At 37.6% G+C, this 20,039-nt stretch carries 21 protein-coding genes and 3 pseudogenes; 22 read left to right on the forward strand and 2 right to left on the reverse strand.

All coding sequences use genetic code 11. The features are described 5' to 3' along the window. Positions 1-61 precede the first annotated feature (61 nt). The 11 genes and pseudogenes from WQ54_RS33965 to WQ54_RS34970 all read left to right on the forward strand — a co-directional run bounded on the left by WQ54_RS33965 (position 62) and on the right by WQ54_RS34970 (position 10,137). A complete protein-coding gene (locus WQ54_RS33965) occupies positions 62-223 on the forward strand; it encodes a hypothetical protein (RefSeq protein WP_156178156.1) in 162 nt (53 codons plus the stop codon). A 112-nt stretch (positions 224-335) separates the two neighbouring features. Further along, positions 336-1,163 (forward strand): hypothetical protein, encoded by an 828-nt coding sequence (locus tag WQ54_RS32180; RefSeq protein WP_052737985.1) that lies wholly within the window; start codon positions 336-338, stop codon positions 1,161-1,163. Between the two features lie 77 nt (positions 1,164-1,240). After that, complete coding sequence (locus WQ54_RS26360) at positions 1,241-3,637, forward strand: glycoside hydrolase N-terminal domain-containing protein (RefSeq protein WP_046588930.1); 2,397 nt, start codon at positions 1,241-1,243, stop codon at positions 3,635-3,637. Between the two features lie 221 nt (positions 3,638-3,858). Continuing rightward, entirely contained in the window at positions 3,859-4,872 is a 1,014-nt protein-coding gene (locus tag WQ54_RS26365) for a zinc-binding alcohol dehydrogenase family protein (RefSeq protein WP_046588932.1), read from the forward strand. Positions 4,873-5,307: 435 nt separating this feature from the next. Beyond that, positions 5,308-6,141: an amidohydrolase gene (locus WQ54_RS26370; RefSeq protein WP_046588934.1), complete on the forward strand. Its 834-nt coding sequence runs from the start codon at positions 5,308-5,310 to the stop codon at positions 6,139-6,141. Positions 6,142-6,239: 98 nt separating this feature from the next. Further along, positions 6,240-6,863, forward strand: coding sequence for an SGNH/GDSL hydrolase family protein (locus tag WQ54_RS26375; protein ID WP_046588937.1), 624 nt, complete (start codon positions 6,240-6,242; stop codon positions 6,861-6,863). Between the two features lie 276 nt (positions 6,864-7,139). Next, positions 7,140-8,147 (forward strand): peptidoglycan-binding protein, encoded by a 1,008-nt coding sequence (locus WQ54_RS26380; RefSeq protein ID WP_046588939.1) that lies wholly within the window; start codon positions 7,140-7,142, stop codon positions 8,145-8,147. Between the two features lie 167 nt (positions 8,148-8,314). Continuing rightward, complete coding sequence (locus tag WQ54_RS26385) at positions 8,315-8,953, forward strand: isochorismatase family cysteine hydrolase (RefSeq protein WP_046588940.1); 639 nt, start codon at positions 8,315-8,317, stop codon at positions 8,951-8,953. Positions 8,954-9,087: 134 nt separating this feature from the next. Next, positions 9,088-9,513 (forward strand): annotated as a pseudogene (locus WQ54_RS34960) (KGG domain-containing protein); the annotation flags it as partial. A 9-nt stretch (positions 9,514-9,522) separates the two neighbouring features. Beyond that, positions 9,523-9,693, forward strand: a pseudogene (gsiB, locus tag WQ54_RS34965) (glucose starvation-inducible protein GsiB); the annotation flags it as partial. Continuing rightward, positions 9,667-10,137: a KGG domain-containing protein gene (locus tag WQ54_RS34970; protein ID WP_046589103.1), complete on the forward strand. Its 471-nt coding sequence runs from the start codon at positions 9,667-9,669 to the stop codon at positions 10,135-10,137. The pseudogene gsiB and the gene WQ54_RS34970, both read left to right, overlap by 27 nt. Before the next feature lie 203 nt (positions 10,138-10,340). Here WQ54_RS34970 and WQ54_RS26400 read toward each other — a convergent pair whose 3' ends face one another. Together WQ54_RS26400 and WQ54_RS26405 are read right to left on the reverse strand one after the other, a co-directional pair. After that, the gene (locus tag WQ54_RS26400) at positions 10,341-11,210 is read right to left on the reverse strand and encodes an AraC family transcriptional regulator (protein ID WP_046588942.1); all 870 of its coding nucleotides are present in this window, start codon (positions 11,208-11,210) and stop codon (positions 10,341-10,343) included. Positions 11,211-11,671: 461 nt separating this feature from the next. Next, complete coding sequence (locus WQ54_RS26405) at positions 11,672-12,409, reverse strand: cyclase family protein (RefSeq protein WP_046588946.1); 738 nt, start codon at positions 12,407-12,409, stop codon at positions 11,672-11,674. 285 nt (positions 12,410-12,694) lie between these two features. On the opposite strand from WQ54_RS26405, the gene WQ54_RS26410 reads away from it, so the two are divergent. The 11 genes and pseudogenes from WQ54_RS26410 (at position 12,695) to WQ54_RS32185 (ending at position 20,011) form a co-directional block, all read left to right on the forward strand. Further along, positions 12,695-13,033: a UxaA family hydrolase gene (locus WQ54_RS26410; protein WP_046588948.1), complete on the forward strand. Its 339-nt coding sequence runs from the start codon at positions 12,695-12,697 to the stop codon at positions 13,031-13,033. Further along, a complete protein-coding gene (locus tag WQ54_RS26415; protein WP_046588950.1) occupies positions 13,030-14,190 on the forward strand; it encodes a UxaA family hydrolase in 1,161 nt (386 codons plus the stop codon). The genes WQ54_RS26410 and WQ54_RS26415 overlap by 4 nt, the downstream gene beginning before the upstream one ends. A gap of 18 nt (positions 14,191-14,208) precedes the next feature. Further along, complete coding sequence (locus WQ54_RS26420) at positions 14,209-15,003, forward strand: SDR family NAD(P)-dependent oxidoreductase (protein WP_046588951.1); 795 nt, start codon at positions 14,209-14,211, stop codon at positions 15,001-15,003. A 26-nt stretch (positions 15,004-15,029) separates the two neighbouring features. Further along, positions 15,030-15,803 (forward strand): SDR family NAD(P)-dependent oxidoreductase, encoded by a 774-nt coding sequence (locus tag WQ54_RS26425; protein ID WP_046588953.1) that lies wholly within the window; start codon positions 15,030-15,032, stop codon positions 15,801-15,803. A gap of 127 nt (positions 15,804-15,930) precedes the next feature. After that, a complete protein-coding gene (locus WQ54_RS26430; protein ID WP_046588955.1) occupies positions 15,931-16,827 on the forward strand; it encodes a fumarylacetoacetate hydrolase family protein in 897 nt (298 codons plus the stop codon). Between the two features lie 19 nt (positions 16,828-16,846). Continuing rightward, positions 16,847-17,275 (forward strand): L-fucose mutarotase, encoded by a 429-nt coding sequence (gene fucU, locus WQ54_RS26435; RefSeq protein ID WP_046588957.1) that lies wholly within the window; start codon positions 16,847-16,849, stop codon positions 17,273-17,275. A 258-nt stretch (positions 17,276-17,533) separates the two neighbouring features. Continuing rightward, positions 17,534-18,337, forward strand: coding sequence for an arylamine N-acetyltransferase (locus tag WQ54_RS26440; protein ID WP_046589105.1), 804 nt, complete (start codon positions 17,534-17,536; stop codon positions 18,335-18,337). Positions 18,338-18,464: 127 nt separating this feature from the next. Then, positions 18,465-18,635 (forward strand): annotated as a pseudogene (locus WQ54_RS35750) (spore germination protein); the annotation flags it as partial. Positions 18,636-18,645: 10 nt separating this feature from the next. Beyond that, entirely contained in the window at positions 18,646-18,837 is a 192-nt protein-coding gene (locus WQ54_RS33975) for a hypothetical protein (protein WP_046588959.1), read from the forward strand. Beyond that, entirely contained in the window at positions 18,819-19,736 is a 918-nt protein-coding gene (locus WQ54_RS26450; RefSeq protein WP_046588961.1) for a GerAB/ArcD/ProY family transporter, read from the forward strand. Before WQ54_RS33975 ends, WQ54_RS26450 begins: the two co-directional genes overlap by 19 nt. Then, positions 19,733-20,011, forward strand: coding sequence for a hypothetical protein (locus WQ54_RS32185; protein WP_052737986.1), 279 nt, complete (start codon positions 19,733-19,735; stop codon positions 20,009-20,011). Before WQ54_RS26450 ends, WQ54_RS32185 begins: the two co-directional genes overlap by 4 nt. Positions 20,012-20,039 lie beyond the last annotated feature (28 nt).

Below are 20,039 nucleotides of genomic sequence, written 5' to 3' on the forward strand. Positions count from 1 at the left end.
ATTTACAGCACAAAATCAACGGTTAGTGTATTGACTAATGTTGAAATCAGGTGACTTTGACATGATGAAGCCGCAATTTGAATTTTACTTAAACGCGCTTAAGACGGCAGAATTGCGAACGAGAGTTTATTGGGGACATGAGGGATGTTCGTTTACAGAACAGTTAAATCATACAGGACTGCCAACCAGCAGGGAATATGGCTGGAATCGGTTAAGGACTTGATCCAGGGGTTGAAGATAATGATTACGTTAAGTATGAATATGTCCACCAGTTAGATTTTGCCCTCATGATTCTCCAAAACTATCAATATTGTGGTGAGGACATTACTTGTTACATGCCTTTTATTGAAAGTGCAATTCGATTTTTTGATGAGCATTATCAATATCGGCTTAATCAGCAGACTGGCAATAGGCTAGATGAAAATGGGCATCTGGTTATTTACCCATCAACAGCAGTTGAAACCTTTAAAAATGCAAAAAACCCGACAGATGTTATTGCGGGCTTAATTGCGGTCCTTCAGCAAATGCTTGATCTTCCAGAGGAGTTGGCTAGTGCAGCCAAAAAGAGAGAATGGCTTGGAATTCTAAATCGTGTACCCCCGCTTTCATTTGAAAAAATAGATGGTAAGCGAACCATTGCTCCTGCCGAATCATGGTCACATGTCCAAAATGTTGAGATTCCGCAGCTTTACCCTCTTTTTCCTTTCAGGTTATATGGATTTGGGCGCCCTGATTTGCAAACAGCCATTAACACATGGCGAATTAGTGTCTACCATGACCAGCATAAGGGGCATGTTAGCTGGCACCAAGGTAATATCTTTACGGCTCTGCTTGGTTTAACGGAGGAAGCGGCTGATTTCGCAATTAAAAAATTGTCTGATGGCCCACACCGTTTTCCCGCTTTTTGGGGACCTGGACATGATTGGACACCTGATCATAATTGGGGAGGAACAGGCATGATTGGACTTCAAGAAATGCTCATGCAGACCAATGGAAAGGCTATTTATCTATTTCCGGCATGGCCTGACAATTGGGATGTTGAGTTTAAACTGCATGCTCCTTTTAAAACAACTGTTAAAGGAAGTTATCAAAATGGAAAGGTAAAAATCGAGGAGGTTTACCCAAAAGAAAGAATAAGAGATATTATTAATATGAAAGCGTAAGTGCTTTATAATGAGGGTGTTGATGATGCAAAAACGATCAATGAATGGGTTAAAAGAGCTGAAGGGGGATGTTAAAAATGGAATTAACCTATCAAACAAGTGCAAAAACATGGAATGAGGCGCTTCCTATCGGAAATGGCCGGCTGGGAGCAATGATTTTTGGCGGGGTAGATTTGGAAAGATTGCAACTGAATGAGGATACATTGTGGTCAGGAAGTCCAAAAGAATGGAACAATCCAGAGGCCAAACAGTATTTACCTGAAATAAGAAAATTAATAGTTGATGGAAAATACGAAGAGGCAGATCAGCTTGCAAAGAAAACGATGGGCCCGTATACACAATCGTATTTGCCATTAGGTGATTTGCTTATAACATTTGATCACAATGGCAGAATAAATGATTATAAGCGAAGTCTTGATCTAAAGGATGGCATCGCTCGTGTTCAATATATGATTGAAGATGTTACATACACACGAGAAATGTTTTCATCTTTTGAAGATCAAGTGATTGTGATTTACCTTAAAACAGATAAACAGGGGAAGCTCAACTTTACGGCTAAATTAACAAGCTTGCTTCATTCCAACACAGAAAATACAAATGAAGAACTCATTCTCAAAGGAGTTTGCCCGGATAATGTAGATCCGAATTATTACCAAGAAAATGATCAGCCAATTATTTACGCGCAAGATGAAAAGGGGAACTCTATCACATTCGAAGGGCGGTTAGCTGTTAAATTAGAGGATGGTGTATTCAATCTTAATGATGAAGAGCTTCAGGTAAAGGGAGCAACAACAGCTACCTTGTTTTTTACAGCTGCGACAAGCTTCAATGGGTATGAAAAATCACCGCGTAAAGAAGGAAAAGATCCTTCCATTGCTGTTATAGAGTACTTAAAAAATGCAAAACAACATACGTTTGAAACACTTCGAGAAAATCATATAAAGGACTACTCTTCACTTTTCAATCGCGTAGAACTTGATTTGGGTCCATCTTTGGTAAAGGGAGAGATATCGACAGACAAATGGATTGAACACTATGGAGCCAGGGATCCTAAATTAGTTGAGCTGCTTTTTCATTATGGCAGATATTTAATGATCACAAGCTCTCGCCCTGGAACTCAGCCAGCTAATTTACAAGGCATATGGAATGATATGCTTCAACCGCCTTGGAGCAGTAACTATACACTAAATATTAATGCACAAATGAATTATTGGCCCGTTGAAACCTGTAACTTAGCAGAATGCCATGAACCACTCCTTACTTTTATAGAGGAGCTATCCCTTAACGGGGAAAGAACAGCCGAGATAAATTATGGTTGCCGAGGCTGGACTGCCCATCATAACTCAGATATTTGGCGTCAATCTGCTCAAGTAGGCGGTTACGGTCATGGTGATCCGGTTTGGACATTCTGGCCGATGGCAGGAGCATGGCTATCACAGCATTTATGGGAGCACTTTAACTTTAGCCGTGATAAGCAATTCTTACGTGAAAAGGCATACCCAATTATGAAAAAAGCAGCGCTATTTTGTATCGATTGGTTAATAGAGGATGAAGCTGGATACTTAGTGACAGCGCCTTCAACGTCCCCTGAACATAAATTTGTAACCGAAAATGGAAAACTGGCAGCGATTAGTATGGCTGCTACAATGGATCTAACGCTAATATGGGATTTGTTCACAAACTGCATCGATGCAACAAAAGAGTTAAATAGTGATATAGAATTCAGAAAAGAATTAGAAGAAAAAAGATCAAAGCTTTTCCCGCTTCAGATCGGACAATATAGTCAGCTTCAAGAATGGTTTAAAGATTGGGAGGATCAAGAAATAAACCATCGTCATGTCTCACACCTTTTTGGTGTATACCCGGGCAAACAGTTTACTGATCATGAAACACCTGAATTATTTGAGGCAGCCAAGCAGTCTCTTTTAAGAAGAGGGGATGAGGGAACGGGCTGGAGCCTTGCTTGGAAGATAGCATTATGGGCTAGATTTAAAGATGGAAATCGTGCACTAGATTTGATATCAAATTTACTTCAGCTTGTCACTGAAGATAATAAGACAAATTATCACAAAGGCGGTGTTTATCCCAACCTCTTTGACGCCCATCCGCCATTCCAAATTGATGGAAACTTTGGTTTTGTAGCAGGACTTGCTGAATTACTTCTTCAATCACATACAGACGGAATACAATTCTTGCCGGCACTGCCTGATGCATGGGCAGATGGATTTGTCAGGGGACTAAGAGCGCGCGGCGGATTCGAGGTAGATCTAGAGTGGGAGAATAGACAATTGAAAGAAGTCCAGATCCGTTCTTTAAAAGGTGAAAGGTGTATTGTTAGCATAGAAAATGCAGTTGAAGTGAAAGCTGGGGGAAGCGCGGTCGATACTGAAAAAATAGGAAATGGCTTGATCGCTTTTTCAACTAATCCAGGACAATCATATACCATTCGACCAATAAAAGCAGCAGCTGTATAGGGAAATTGAAATCGGTGATAGGGAAAGCAGGCTATGTGTATTCGCATAATAGCCTGCTTTTTTTATAAATGGTTGGAAGTTTCTGAAGTAATAATCATGAAAAGGTATAAAAACAGCAGAATCAGTTATTTTTATATCTTTATAGACATGATAAAATTTTTGAAAGGGTTTACAAAAAGAGAAAGAGTATTTGTAGCATTTTTATCTAGGAGGAGAAACATATGAAAGCAATTGTTTGCCAAAAACCGGACGACTTACAAATCATTGAAACAGAAAAGCCCATATTGAAAAACGGAGAGGCATCGGTCAATATAAAGCGGATTGGGATATGCGGCACAGATATACATGCTTATAAAGGTAACCAGCCCTTTTTTACCTATCCAAGAATTTTAGGTCATGAATTATCGGGAATAATTGAAAAAGTCGAAGAGAATGGTAAGGGATTTCAAAGTGGGGATCATGTTGCTATTATCCCATATATGCATTGCGGGAAATGTATTGCCTGCAAAACAGGAAAAACGAATTGCTGTACAGAAATGCAGGTCATTGGGGTACATAAGGATGGGGGCATGGTTGAAACATTAACAGTACCAGTGACCCATTTAATTAAGACCGATAGAATTTCACTTGATGAAGCAGCCATGCTAGAGCCTATGTCGATCGGTGCCCATGCTGTTCGCCGTTCATCCTTAAAGGAAGGCGACAAGGTTTTAGTGATTGGAGCCGGACCGATTGGTCTTGGAGTAATGGCATTCGCAAAATATCGCGGCGCTCATGTCATCGCAATGGATATTAATGAAGAAAGACTTGCGTTCTGTCGGAGCTGGGCTAATGTAGATGAAACAGTCAATGCAAAAAATGATCCTATCAAGCAGTTATCAGAAATGACGGATGGAGATTTACCAAGTATTGTTTTTGATGCTACAGGGAATATACAATCCATGAATCAAGCTTTTCAATATACAGCACATGGAGGCACTTTAGTATTTGTCGGATTGGTAAAGGGCGACATTACCTTCCACGATCCGGATTTTCATAAAAAAGAGCTGACGCTATTGGCGAGCAGAAATGCGACAAAAGAGGATTTTACCAATGTTATTGGTGCGGTAAAGGATAAGAAAATTCAATTAGAAGACTTGATTACACATCGCTGCTCCTTTAATGAGATGACTGTACAGTTTGAAGAATGGCTTTTACCACAGTCAAACGTAATTAAAGCGATTATTGAAATATAATAAAGTTGGCTAATTGTAACAGTGAAAAGGTCGATAGAAGGATTCTCAAGTCCGAAACTAGGTAATAGAAACAGGGAAAGGGTTGATAGAAGGCTTCTCAAGACCAAAACTAGGTAATTGAATCAATAAAAAGGTCGATAGAAGGCTTCTCAGGTCCAAAACCAGGTAATAGAACCAGTGAAAAGGTCGAAAGAAGGCTTCTCAATTCCAATACCAGGTAATTGAATCAATAAAAAGGTCGATAGAAGGCTTCTCAGGTCCAAAACCAGCTAATAGAACCAGTGAAAAGGTCGATAAAAGGCTTCTCAGGTCCAAAACCAAGTAATAGAAAAAGTGAAACGGTCGAGAGAAAGCTCTTTTCAAAACCGGAAACTGCTTTAAAAGAATCATAGTAAGCCTTAAGAATAAATCTTGGATGTAAGGGGGAAGTCTATTTTGAAAATTGATGCTCATCATCATTTTTGGGTTTATAACGAAAAGGAATATGGCTGGATTAATGAGAACATGTCCAAGTTGAAACATGATTTTTTGCCTGAAGATCTTATGGTGCTTTTAGAAGCAATTCATTTTGACGGCACCGTTGCTGTTCAAGCAAGACAAAGCTTAGAGGAAACAAGATGGCTTTTGGAGTTAGCTGAGAATCACGATTTTATCAAAGGTGTCGTTGGCTGGGTTGATTTATGCGCACCGGATATAACCGAACAATTAAAACAATTCGCGGACAATCCTTATTTTAAAGGAGTTCGCCATATCATACATGATGAAGCAGATGATCAATTTATGCTAAGAGAGGATTTTCAAAGAGGTATTGGTAAGTTAAGTGAATTTGGTCTTACATATGATCTCTTACTCTTTCCAAAGTATCTCCCTAATGCCCTAAGGCTTGTCGAAGCATTCCCGAATCAACCCTTTGTATTAGATCATATCGGTAAACCGGATATAAAGAATAAAGAAATGTCTCCATGGCAAGAAGATATTGCCAAGCTAGCAGGCTGCCAAAACGTCTTTGTAAAAGTATCAGGGATGGTGACAGAGGCAGATTGGATGAATTGCCGAAAAGAAGATTTTAAGCCATATTTGGATATTGTATTTAAAGCATTTGGACCTGAAAGAATCATGATCGGATCAGATTGGCCGGTCTGCACAGTCAGTAAAGGCTATGAATCTGTCATGGAGATTGTCATTGATTATGTAAAACAATTTGCACCCGATTCAGAACATCTCATTTTAGGAGAGAACTGTGCCAAATTTTATTCGATTAAAGAATAAAAGAAATCATGTTGTTTAGCCAAGAAGCAGGTATTTCCCGGATAGATGTAAAATAATTAACGTAGAAAAGAAATACATCATTTAGAGGAGAAGAAAAAATGAAAACGACGAAAATTTTGCTGATTGGTGATAGCATTACAGATTGCGGAAGACGAGAAGACCATGAGGGATTGGGAAATGGATATGTCAGACTCATCCACGATTATCTGCTCACAACCTACCCTGCTGCTAACTTCCAAATTGTCAATACAGGAATAGGCGGAAACAGAGTTACTGACTTAGCTGCAAGATGGCAGACAGATGTCATTGCCCACCAACCTGATTATGTTTCCATTTCAATTGGAATAAACGATGTCTGGAGACAGCTTGACCGTCCTGAAATAGAGCAAGTACTTCCTGAAAAGTTCAACAACGTGTACAAAGAACTATTAACAAAGGTAAAAGAAGAAACAAATGCACAAATCCTGTTAATGGAACCAACCATTATTGATGAGGATCTTAACTCAACAGGAAATAAACTGTTAAGGGATTATGTTGAAATTGTCCATCAACTCGCTAAACAATTTGGGTCGACAATTATTCCAACCCATCAAGCTTTTCTCGAGTATTTACAATCTGGAAATACATCTAAACTTACGACAGACGGTGTTCATATGAATTCCGCTGGAAATATGCTGATGGCAACGACTTGGCTCCGAGCTGTTGAGCATCTCTTAAAATAATAAACTTGAATCCTTGCTTGAAAGGCGTCAAACTCTCAATTGAGTTTGGCGCCTTTCGCCATTTTATCTCATTTTTAACGGACAGTAATACCCTCTGAAGATAGTATCGCTTAATTCTTCTGCAGCAATTTATCAGTAAACAGGATACACCATTCTTGAAAATCGGCAAGTAAAATTCTGTTGGTTTTTGTCAATAGAAAAATTTGGAATGATGAAAACATTTCTTAAGTATGTTCCGTCTAATCATGTGTAGTGACAACTTAGGGGGGAACAGTAATGGTTAAAAAATGTTTTTTGGTTTTTCTAATGGCAGTTTTAATGTTTTTCAGTATTGGAAACATATCAACCAGCTCTGCAGCAGGAAACAAATTTATTATTATTAATAAGGCAACCAATCAGCTTGCATATTACGAAAATAATCAACTGAAAAAAGTGTTTAAGGTAGGAACTGGAAGGAGCCAATCGTTAACACCAGAGGGGAAATTTAAGATTGTGAACAAAATTAAGAACAGACCTTATTACAAAGGGGGGATTCCAGGCGGTGACCCACGAAATCCGCTTGGAAACAGATGGCTTGGAATAAATGCCAGGGGAACATGGGGAACTACCTATGCGATTCACGGCAATAATAATCCTAATTCAATTGGCGGCTATGTGAGCAGCGGCTGTGTCCGTATGTATGATAACGAGGTGGAATGGCTGTATAATCAAGTACCGGTGGGTACACCTGTTATGATCGTCACTTCAGGTAAATCCTTTGATTCAATTGCAGTTTCTTATGGATATAAAGTTTCTAAAGGCTCAGTTCCAGCTACATCAAATGGAGCCACTCTTAAAAAAGGGGATAGAGGGCCTGCAGTTGCAGAACTGCAACGTAAGCTAACGGCATTAGGTTATAACACCAAAGGGGTCGATGGGGTATTTGGTTCAAATACAGACAAGGCTGTCCGCCAATTCCAAAAAGCAAGACATCTAGTAGCAGATGGCATAGTCGGTCCTGCAACAAGAAAAGCACTTGGAGGCACAACAGTAACTAAACCAACACCACCTTCATCATCATCTGGTTCAGCCTTATATAATAGCGGTACTCTGAAAAGAGGAAGCAAAGGTGCTGCTGTAAAAGAACTGCAACGTATTCTTACCGCCAAAGGGTTTAATACAAATGGCATGGATGGAGTATTTGGATCAAATACAGAACGGGCAGTGCGTCAATTCCAACAGTCCCGTGGTCTAACAGCGGATGGCATAGTTGGACCTAGTACTAAAAAAGCATTAAGAAATTAACGTAAGGTAATTTTCACTTAAAGGCTGCCCGGGAAACCCGGCAGTCTTTATTTTTTTATACGGAGCTTATTAGGACTTGTTTTGCTATTCCACAGAGCGGGAATGAAAAAATAATTGAGGTGTCTAAAGTTATTGAAAAGGAAATGGATGAGCGGAGGAGGATAAAAATGGAGGAACTGTCAATCAATGATACGTTAAACGGAAGCGTACCTGATTTTTCTTTTACAACTTTATTGATCATAGACGTCTTCAATGATATGAATTTCGAAGGCGGAAGAGAATTGGCAAAAAACGCATTACCAATGGCAAAGAGATTGCGAGTGTTGAAGGAAAAATTTAAGAGGAAAGGGATTCCGGTTATTTATATCAATGACAATTATGGCAAATGGACCTCTGAACGGGCACAAATTGTGAAGGCATCATTACGTAAGGAAAGTACAGGAAGGGAGGTTGCAGAGTTACTTATACCAGATAAAGACGATTATTTCATCATAAAGCCAAAGCATTCCGGTTTTTTTTCCACAACATTGGAGACACTGCTTGCCTCTTTAAAGGCACAGAGGTTAATTCTTACGGGGCTGCAAACTGATATTTGTGTTCTTTTTACAGCAAATGATGCCTATATGAGAAACTATCAAATTTGTATTCCTGAAGACTGTGCTGCTTCTGAAAAAATAGATGATCATACTTATGCTTTAGAAAAAATGAAAAGACTATTGAAAGCAGATACCACACCATCAACGAAATTAGACTTGGAGAATTTGATCCAGCCCTCTCCATCTGATCAGCATCTGCAAAGATATTAATTTAGTTTAGTAAGATTTGATAATTTTAAAAGATTTTAGAAAAATAGGTTTTAACTTGGAACAAGACGGTTATATTTTCTATATGTTCGAGAGGACAAGCATTTTAAAAAGAATTAATCAAGGAGGAATTAATAATGGCAAAAGATAATGATCGAAAAATGACGTTGGAAGAAGCAGGTCGTAAAGGCGGAGAAGCCACTTCAAGAAATCATGATAAGGAATTTTATCAAGAGATTGGCAGAAAAGGTGGAGAAGCCACTTCAAAAAATCATGATAAAGAATTCTATCAAGAAATAGGACAAAAGGGCGGAGAAGCCACAGCTGAAAATCATGATAAGGAATTCTATCAAGAAATAGGACAAAAGGGTGGGGAAGCCACTTCCGAAAATCATGATAAGGAATTTTATCAAGAGATTGGCAGAAAAGGTGGAGAAGCCACTTCAAAAAATCATGATAAAGAATTCTATCAAGAAATAGGACAAAAGGGCGGAGAAGCCACAGCTGAAAATCATGATAAGGAATTCTATCAAGAAATAGGACAAAAGGGTGGGGAAGCCACTTCCGAAAATCATGATAAGGAATTTTATCAAGAGATTGGCAGAAAAGGTGGAGAAGCCACTTCAAAAAATCATGATAAAGAATTCTATCAAGAAATAGGACAAAAGGGCGGAGAAGCCACAGCTGAAAATCATGATAAGGAATTCTATCAAGAAATAGGACAAAAGGGTGGGGAAGCCACTTCCGAAAATCATGATAAGGAATTTTATCAAGAGATTGGCAGAAAAGGTGGAGAAGCCACTTCAAAAAATCATGATAAAGAATTCTATCAAGAAATAGGACAAAAGGGCGGAGAAGCCACAGCTGAAAATCATGATAAGGAATTCTATCAAGAAATAGGACAAAAGGGTGGGGAAGCCACTTCCGAAAATCATGATAAGGAATTTTATCAAGAGATTGGCAGAAAAGGTGGAGAAGCCACTTCAAAAAATCATGATAAAGAATTCTATCAAGAAATAGGACAAAAGGGCGGAGAAGCCACAGCTGAAAATCATGATAAGGAATTCTATCAAGAAATAGGACAAAAGGGTGGGGAAGCCACTTCCGAAAATCATGATAAAGAGTTTTACCAAGAAATTGGTGAAAAGGGCGGAGAATCACGCGCGAAACAACGTGATAACGATTAATTTCTAAAATAAAACCTTTTTAGAAAATAGTTAAAAAGTTTTTTATAATACAGTACTAAAAAAGACATAGAAAACCTTTTCCGTTAAAAGCTATTGCGGCTGTCTCATTTTCCCCCTTTCTATAAACCTCAATATACAGGACTACTCATAAAGCCCTCTATATTTTGTGTTTTTTGGGAAACTAAAGACAGCCGCATTATGTTTTACATGCTAATCTTCTTCCGATACTCCGATGGGGTCATCGATGTCAGCTTCTTAAATGTCCGAAAAAAATGCGGCATACTCGTAAATCCACATTGTTCAGCAACTGTAGATATTTTTTCATTATAACTGCTTAGAAGATCTTTCGCTAATAGAATTCGTTTCATCGCTATGTAATCGGTTATATTAATACCGATAAGCTGTTTAAATACTCGGCTAAAATGAGCCGCTGAAACGGAAAACCGTGTTGAGAGTGAATGTAAATCTAAATTTGAGTTTAAATGTTGATCAATATAGATTAATGCTTGCTTAAACCACTCGGGACCGAAAGTGGAGGTTTGGTTAGTAACTCCTGTTTTCCAGGTAAGGCAATGTCGATTTAAGTGAAGCAACATGACATGCAGCCATAAAAGAATAGCATTCACTTGGTCTGGGCTTTCTGTCTCCACCTCATTCACAAGCGTATCAATATATTCATTTAATTGAAGGAGATGGTTTGTTTCTAAGGAGTACTTATAATTCTTCCCTTTCTTTGATTCCTCAAAAATCTTCAAATATAAAAAGCTATTTCCAAAAATAGAATGATTAAGCAGGGCAGGGCTAAAGAAAATAGCAGTTGACGTGAGGGAATGCCCTTTATCTGGTATGGCACGGTGGATCGTATTACTTGGAATTATGATAAGATCCGCTTTCTGTAAATCATAAAACGTTTGATCAATGAAAAATGTCCCTTTTCCTTCATGTATCATCACAATTTCTAACCATTCATGTGTATGTTCAGGCAACTCGTGTTGAAGCCCTTTCGTTTGTTTATAAACGATATGGAAAGGTAAAGAATTTTCAGAATAAAATTGTTTACGAATTGGCATCATTATTAACGAACACCTCACTCATACTTTTCTTACTATTATATATCAGTATTTGATACAAAAAAGTCAGTTTCGGCAATTTTTATACAAGAAGTCAGGTTAAAGATGAAAAATGAAATGCATGAGGATGTTAGTGAAGTTTTCACTTTATGGGTTTCTATGAAAAGAGGATGAATGCCTAATTGTTAAACGAATAGTTTCCTTGATACATTTGGATAATTTAATTACTGTTCAAAACCCTGATATTGTTGTTCCTATTTTAAAAGAATAAGAGTGTTCATGATAGAAATGAATTTATATAAGAAAGTTCCAAAAAGATGGTTTTCAATTAAACCGCTAACATATGGTTTAATTGAAAACCTTTTTTGGAATGGATAAAAGCTTTAAATAGGGGACGAAATAGTTTTAATAACCTCCCTGCTTTTCATTTATCTGCTTTGAGCGATTTGTTCTTTTTTGTACCGTTACGTTTCATTCTTTGGAACCAGAGCTATGGGTCTTATTGGAGAGGCTGTTCCATCTTTAATCTTTAATGGAAGTGCAATGAAAAAGCTTTCAACTGGTAATTTATCTAGATTTGTTAAATTTTCAATGATTAAAATCCCGTTACCTAAAAACCCATAATGAGCAGAAAAAGCACCTTTGCCTCCATCACCTGGATCAATACTTAAACAATCTGTTCCAATTGCTTTTATTTGTTTTTCAACTAAGTATGAAACAGCATCTTCTGCGAGTCCAGGCCAGCCTTTTACAAACTCATCTCCTTTTGGACCTATTGCCCATTTTTGGCCCCATTGAAAATGAATGATAAAAATGTCATCTTTTTTTATCATCATGTTTTCCGATTCCCATTGGATAATCTGACTTTTTGTTACGAATTGATTTGTTGCTTCAAAAGGACCAAATGTTGCTTTTATAGCTCGTCCTAGTAAAGGCTGGATCTCATCAATGCCCTTTCGTATTGAATTTCCTTCATCAAGAATAAAATGAGATGTACTATCGATATGAGTACCGGTATGGTCACTCATAATCAGCATATTTAAATCAGCAATTTTATCTACTTCATTCCATGGTGCTGTGTAAAATTTTGGATGTGTAGGATATGCAGGAATCCCGTTTTCTAAGGTGTAGCTTAAATCAATCGTCTGATAGTTTTCGAACAATGATAGTAATGGCTCAATGAGTTTTGTCTGCGCTTTCATATTTTCCTCCTTTGTTTTAGAAAATATCATTCTATTTATTATGTATTTTTCATTGACTGTCACAATTCCTCTATAAGTAATATTTTGTAGTTAAAAAATTTTAAACATGCTGAAGAAATTTAAGCCCAAAACTATTTCTAAACAGGGGATTGCCTTATTTTTTTCTAAAGTATTAACATATCAAAATATGATACAAAGAAGTCAATTCAGGCAATTTTTATAACAATTTATAGGTGATAGACTGATAAATAGCAAGGAACTTTCGATTGAAAGGAAGAATATTAAATGGAAGAAAAATCATTTGATGAAGGTATCTCATGCATTGTGATGGATCGAAATGATAGCGTTGTCACATTGCTTCGTTCTGTTGAAAAGGGTGAGCAATTAACCGTTCAAATTGAGGAACGTACTTGTACGTTAACAGCTAAACAGGATGTAGCTTTCGGTCATAAACTAGCTCTAAAAAGAATCGAAATTGGAGAAACAATTCTAAAATATGGAGAGTCAATCGGTGTTGCCACGGCAGTAATTGAAGAGGGTGAGCATGTTCATGTGCATAACCTAATAGGTGTTCGCGGCCGTGGGGATCAACCAATTCGTGAAAAAGGAGAGGTGAAATTATGACCAAGATCAAAGGATATCTCAGGCCTGATGGAAGAGTAGGGATCCGCAATCATTTGCTGCTAATGCCGACAGTTATTTGTGCTAATCAAGTTGTAAATCGCATCCAACAGCAGGTACAAGGATCAGTGGCCATTCCTCATCAGCATGGCTGCAGCCAGGTAGGTGAGGATAAAGAGAGGACACATAAGGTTCTTGTCGGGATGGGGAAAAACCCGAATGTTGGTGCCGTTTTAATTGTAAGCTTGGGTTGTGAGGTTATGAATGCAGAGCAGATCCGAGATGAAATTGCTGAGACTGGAAAGCCGGTAATATGGATCGATATTCAAGACGAGGGTGGCTCGGTAAATTCGATAAGAAAAGGAATCGAATTGGCAAAAGAGCTTTCAGAAAAAATAGCAACCATTCCACATGAAGATATTTCTCTTTCAGAGCTTATTGTCGGTGTGAAATGCGGCGGATCTGATGCAACATCAGGTTTATGCAGCAATCCTGCCTTAGGAAGGACATCCGATCTTATTATTGAAAAAGGCGGAAGCATCGTCATGGGGGAAACGACTGAAATTATCGGTGCGGAACATATATTAGCTGAAAAAGCGGTGAACGAAGAAGTAAAGAATAAACTGTATGATTCAATAGCTAAATTTGAAGCAGAAATTGAACGTATGGGTGTTGATATGAGAGGTGGAAATCCTAGTCCGGGAAATATTGAAGGAGGATTATCCAGTATTGAGGAGAAATCATTAGGGTGTATAAGTAAAGCAGGTACAGCTCCATTACAAGGAGTGGTTGACTTTGCTAGTGAAATACCTGGAAGTGGCTTCTATTTTATGGACTCGCCAGGAAATGATATTGAATGTGTCACTGGAATGGCAGCAGCAGGCATTCAGCTCGTATGCTTTACAACCGGAAGAGGGACACCGACTGGAAATCCGATTGTTCCAGTTATTAAGATTTCCGGCAACGAAGTCATGGCAAAGCGAATGGCAGACAATATTGATGTTGATACAAGTCCTGTTTTAAAAGGGAAAGAGTCACTTCAACAAGCGGGAAAACGGATATATGACGAAATTGTAAGTGTAGCATCAGGGCAATTAACAAAAGCGGAGATTTTAGGTCATCAGGAATTCAGTATCAGCAGAATTGGCATTAGTTTGTAGGAGAGGAGCGGAATATTAATGAAGCGCTTACTTGGAAAGGTTGCTCTTGTAACAGGCGGCAACCGTGGGATTGGTGAGGCGATTGTTTTAAGATTGGCTGAAGAGGGAGCTAATGTTGCCATCAATTATTATACTGATGATTTAAGAGAACAAGCGATAGAGGTTCTTAATATGGCAGAAAAGCTCGGCAGGAAAGCAATAGTAATAAAAGCCGACGTTGGCAATAAACAAGATGTAGAAACAATGTTCACAACAATTGAGGAACAGCTTGGAGAAGTCGAAATCTTGGTTAATAATGCTGGAATTGCCCCTTTTGAACCGTTTATGCAAGTAACAGAAGAGACATGGGACCGAACATTTAATACAAATGTAAAAGGAATATTTCTCACATCTCAAGTAGCAGCCAAACGGATGATTCCTAACCGAAAAGGAAAAATCATTAACATTTTATCTACTGCCAGCCTAATGGTCACAAGTCCAGTTATTCCGCATTATCAAGCATCAAAAGCAGCTGGACATATGTTAACAAAAGGTATGGCAATCGAGCTTGGGCGATACAATATCAATGTGAATGCAGTTGGACCAAGTACGATTGATACAGATATGTGTACCGATTTTCTTGCTGATCCGGAAATTCGCCGCCAAGAAATTGAAGCAAACCCGATGAAAAGGTTGGGTACAGCGAAGCAAATCGGAGATGCAGTGGTGTTTTTAGCCTCGGACGAAGCGAAACAAATCAATGGGCATTTATTAATGGTAGACGGCGGATTAACAGTGAAAGCGGCACAGCCAGATGACCATATGGAGCATTAAATTATTATAGGAGGGGATGAAAGAATATGAGATTGAAAGATAAAGTGATCTTAATTACTGGTGCAGGCTCCGGGATTGGAAAATGTACAGCGTTACTTTTTGCAAAAGAAGGGGCATCCCTTATTGTTAATGATTTAAATGCTGAAAGCGGCGAAGAAACCGCAGCGGAAATTCGCGAAGCAAATGGCGAGGCCTTTTTCATTCAGGCGGATGTTACAGACGCAAGCTCTGTTAAGGCAATGGTCGAAGAAGCAATAAGCAAATATGGACGTATTGATGTACTGTTTAATAATGCTGGTATTAGCGGAATCGGAAAGCTCCATGAAGTAGATTTAGATGCTTGGAACAAAACAATGAATGTAAACATCAATGGTGTGATGCTGCCAAGCAAATTTGTTCTCCCGCATATGATGGAACAAAAGAAAGGTTCCATTATTAATATGTCTTCTTGTATTGCCGAAATGGGACTAGCTGACCGTGCATCCTATTCAACCACTAAAGGAGCGATTTTAGCCTTAACGAAGTCAATGCAGGTAGATTATGCCGCTTACAATATTCGAGTAAATGCCCTTTTGCCAGGTACTATATTAACTCCTTTTGTAGAGAATTATTTGAAGCAATCCTATGAAAACCCTGATGAAGCGATTGAAAAGATCAAAACTCGTCAACTAAGCGGTGATTTAGGAAGGCCTGAGGATGTAGCATATGCCGCGCTTTTTTTAGCATCAGATGAATCAAGGTTTATGATGGGATCTCCTCTTTATATAGATGGAGGTGTTGTATATGGAAAGAATGCTTGATCCATCAAATTTATCTTGTAAAATGTTTTGATAACTGTCTCGGTATTTATAGTGTGAGGTATGATTGAAAGTAATTGTTAGCTGCTTAATTTTAATAATAAATGAGAAAAAATCAGGAGGATATTTTATGAAACTAGTAACGTTTATTAAAGATGAAAAACAAGCGTTAGGTGTAAAAGTGGAAAAGGGAATCATAGACGTTGAAGCTGCATTAAATGAAAATCCAAATAATCAAATTCAAACAAATGTGATGGAGATTATAGCAGGCGGACAGGAAGCTATTTCTAAACTAGAAGATTATATTTCTACTCTGCCAGTTTCAAATGAGGCTCCTTTTTTAAAAAATGAAGACGATATTCAATGGGGACCATGTGTCACACAACCGAATAAAATCATTTGTGTCGGATTAAACTATCGCAAGCATGCCGATGAAACAAATGCTCCGTATCCAGAAGTTCCGATTTTATTTAATAAATTTAATAATACGTTAACAGGCCACAAAAGGGAAATAGCGGTTCCAAAAGTAACAGAACAATTAGATTACGAAGTAGAGCTTGGCGTCGTTATTGGAAAAAAAGCAAAATATGTAAGCAAAGAAGCTGCATTGGAACATGTATTTGGCTATTGTACTGTAAATGACTTATCAGCAAGGGATTTACAATTAAGAACCCCTCAATGGCTGCTAGGAAAGACATGTGATGATTTCAGCCCAATGGGACCTTATCTCGTAACAGCGGATGAAGTTGGAAATCCGAACAATCTTCAATTAAAAACGTATGTAAATGGAGAAGTCCGCCAAGATTCAAATACGTCAGATATGATTTTTTATGTCGATGAAATTGTCAGTTACATATCACAGCATATGACCCTTACACCAGGGGATGTAATCCTAACAGGTACCCCGGAAGGAGTAGTTTTAGGTTACCCTGTTGAAAAGCAGGTATATATACAGCCAGGAGATGAAATCACAGTTGAAATTGAAAAATTAGGCACATTAACTAATACATTTGTTGAGGAAAAATAATCGATAGTAGGTTGATAATATGTTAAAAGGGATTCCGCCACTTTTATCTCCAGACTTATTAAAGGTGCTTTGTGAAATGGGACATGGCGATGAAATTGTCTTAGCAGACAGCAATTTTCCGGCAGCAAGCCATGCGCAAAGATTAATTCGAGCTGACGGTCATTCAATACCTGATTTGTTAGAGGCGATTCTAACGTTATTTCCTCTTGATACGTATGTGGAACATCCAATCACACTAATGGCAGCAGTTCCAGGGGATGATGTTAAACCAGTCATTTGGGAGCAGTATCAACAGATCGCTAATGAAAAAGAAAGTAAGTCTATCTCTATTGAATGGATTGACCGCTTTTCTTTTTATGACCGGACAAAGAAAACGTATGCGGTTGTGGCAACAGGTGAAAGAGCACTTTATGCAAATATTATCTTAAAAAAGGGTGTAATTGGATAAGGGGCCAAATTCCTTAAGCAGGAGGGGCATCTCAAAAGAGTTTGACTACTCTTTAGTATTGAGATCGCCCCTTATTGGTTTTTATCATTCATTAGTAGGAACTAAAGCAATTTAACTGATATATTCTAGAAAAAAGCATATATATTTGAGAAGATATCACTGATTGAACCGTAAAATCAATTAGACATGCTTTTCACCTTTGATGAATAACAACCCTTTTTTTTAAAGAATGATAATTTATAAGAGGGACTGATGTTAATGAAACATAATCAAGTTGAAATAAAGACAGTAATTCGCGGATACCTAGATAGAATTGGTTATGACGGTCAAGTAGATTCCAGCTTAGCAGCACTTTCAAGTTTGCAGGAATGCCATGTTCAAACCGTACCGTATGAGAATTTTGATATTTTAGAAAAAAAACCATTGTCATTAGAAATTCAAGATTTATATGAGAAAATTGTTATTCGCAGACGAGGGGGATATTGCTTTGAATTAAATGCTTTGTTTGGCTGGTTATTAAAAGAGCTAGGCTACCAAGTAATTGATTGCTTTGCACGATTTTGGCGTGATGAACCAAATCCCCCGCCAATGCGGAGACATCATATATTACTTGTTGAGGCAGAAGGAGAAAAGTATCTATGTGATGTTGGTGTCGGTGGTGTTGCTCCGAGAAGACCAATCAAAATGATTGAGAATTTGGTACAGGGACAAGGTAATGAGTTTTATAAACTAGAGCGTGATTCCACTTATGGCTGGATTCTTTGTGAACAAAGGCAGGGAAAATGGAATTGGCTCTATTCTTTTTCAGAAGAACCACAGCTGGCTATGGACTTTATTACAACCTCATATTGGTGTGAGAATGCTCCTGAATCTATATTTACCCAAGCTGCGATGGCTGCAATTCGAACAAACGAGGGAAGGAATACGATAGCAGGAAATGAATTTCGCATTTTTACAGAAGATGGTGTTCGTACATTCACCCCGAATACGGAGGAAGAATATGCAGAAGCGTTACGTGATTATTTTGGAATCGTCTTAAATAATGTGGAAAAGATTAATTAACATATTGAAGAATAAAATAACATATAGGAAAACACCAGAAGGAGACATGAGAGCTGGTGTTTTCTTTTTAAATATAAAGTATCTAACAAAAAGAAGGCAGATTTAATGTTGCCTTCTTTTTTTATTTTTATCCTTTATTTGTTATTTAACGTCACTAAAGTCTTTTGGTGTTCCATTTTTAGCACCGTTAACTCCCTATTATGAGTCATCAAAAGATTCAATCTTCAGGCGAATTTTTAGGAAAGAAACATTCAGACCGGGTTTTATGTTTCCTAAATTAAAGAAGAGAAAGTTTTAAGGAGGGAAAAGTGTCTAAACATTATGTAGATGGGATTGGGGTAAAGGAATATCTTTCCATAATGCTCATTCTTATAGGTGTAAAAATGGCGGATACCACTCCAGCTTTATTGATGGAAGAGGTAAAATCTGCAACATGGATGGTACCAATTTTTTCAGGAATCTTTTTTTATCCGTTTTTTTCTTGGCATCAATTGTTGTAACGAAACGTGTTACTAAAAATTCGATTGAAATGACAAAACAAGTCTTTGGTAAGAAAATTGGCTCTTTTATTTCTTTGCTTCTTTTTTTTCTTGTCTTTTTGATATTATGTCTAGATTTACGTGAATATTCAGATACGATAGCGATTATTTACTTACCAGATACACCTTTGTTTGTGATTGCTTTACTATTTATTATCACTTGTTACTACAATTCCATAAGAGGATTGAAATCATTAGGATCCGCTTTTTATATATGCACTCCATATATTAAATTGTCAATTTTCCTTCTAGCCATTTTAATAATAAAAGAGTCTGCATGGTCAAATGCACTCCCTATCTTTGGCGGCGGTGGAAAAGAAATCGTCAAACAGAGTCTTAACAAGGCGTCAATATTTGGGGATTTGTTTCTTTTACTTCTTATCTATCCTAGCATTATGGATAAAAAGAATTTTACAAAGGTAACATTATATGGAACCATTTTTCTAATGGTTGAAATGTCATTTTTTATATTAAGTTACATCATCCTATTTGGTTATCCCTTTTTAGAGAGGGTTACGTTCGCCTTTCATGAAGTATCAAAGTATGTAAAAATAGGCAGCTTTTCCAGCCATATTGAAACGTACTTTTTCTTTTTTTGGTTATTGGCAGTTGCTCTAAGATTATCTTTTTATCTTTATGGTTCAGCAGTTATATATAAAACAACGTTTAATATGAAAAGTTATAAACCAATCTTAGCCCCTTTATCTTTATTAGCATTAATCCTCTCGATGGTGCCTGAAAACCCAGTATATAATTCGTTTATTCTGAGAGAACTTTTTTATAATACGGCAACATATGGTCTAATGCTATATAGTGTTGTTTTGTGGCTTACTGATAAAGTGAAGGGACGGGCTAATTGATGAAAGTGAAAATGATTCTTTTTTTTAGTCTTTTCCTTTTACCGCTTACTGGGTGTTGGGATCAAAAGGAACTGGAACAGATATCGTATGTGGTAGCTATAGGGTTAGATAAGGCTCAAGGTAATAAGGTCGAAGTAATGTATCAAATAGCTAATCCAGAGGTAGGTACATCTTTGACAGGGACGCCTCCTCCAAATGAAAAACCATATGAAAATATATCGATTATTGCCAATGACTTCTTAACTGCTAGAAATACAGTTAATGCATTTTTATAAGCAGAAAATTAAGCTTCTCTCAGACACA

This window comes from Bacillus sp. SA1-12 (genome assembly GCF_000981385.1).
Taxonomy (GTDB): Bacteria; Bacillota; Bacilli; order Bacillales; family Bacillaceae; genus Metabacillus.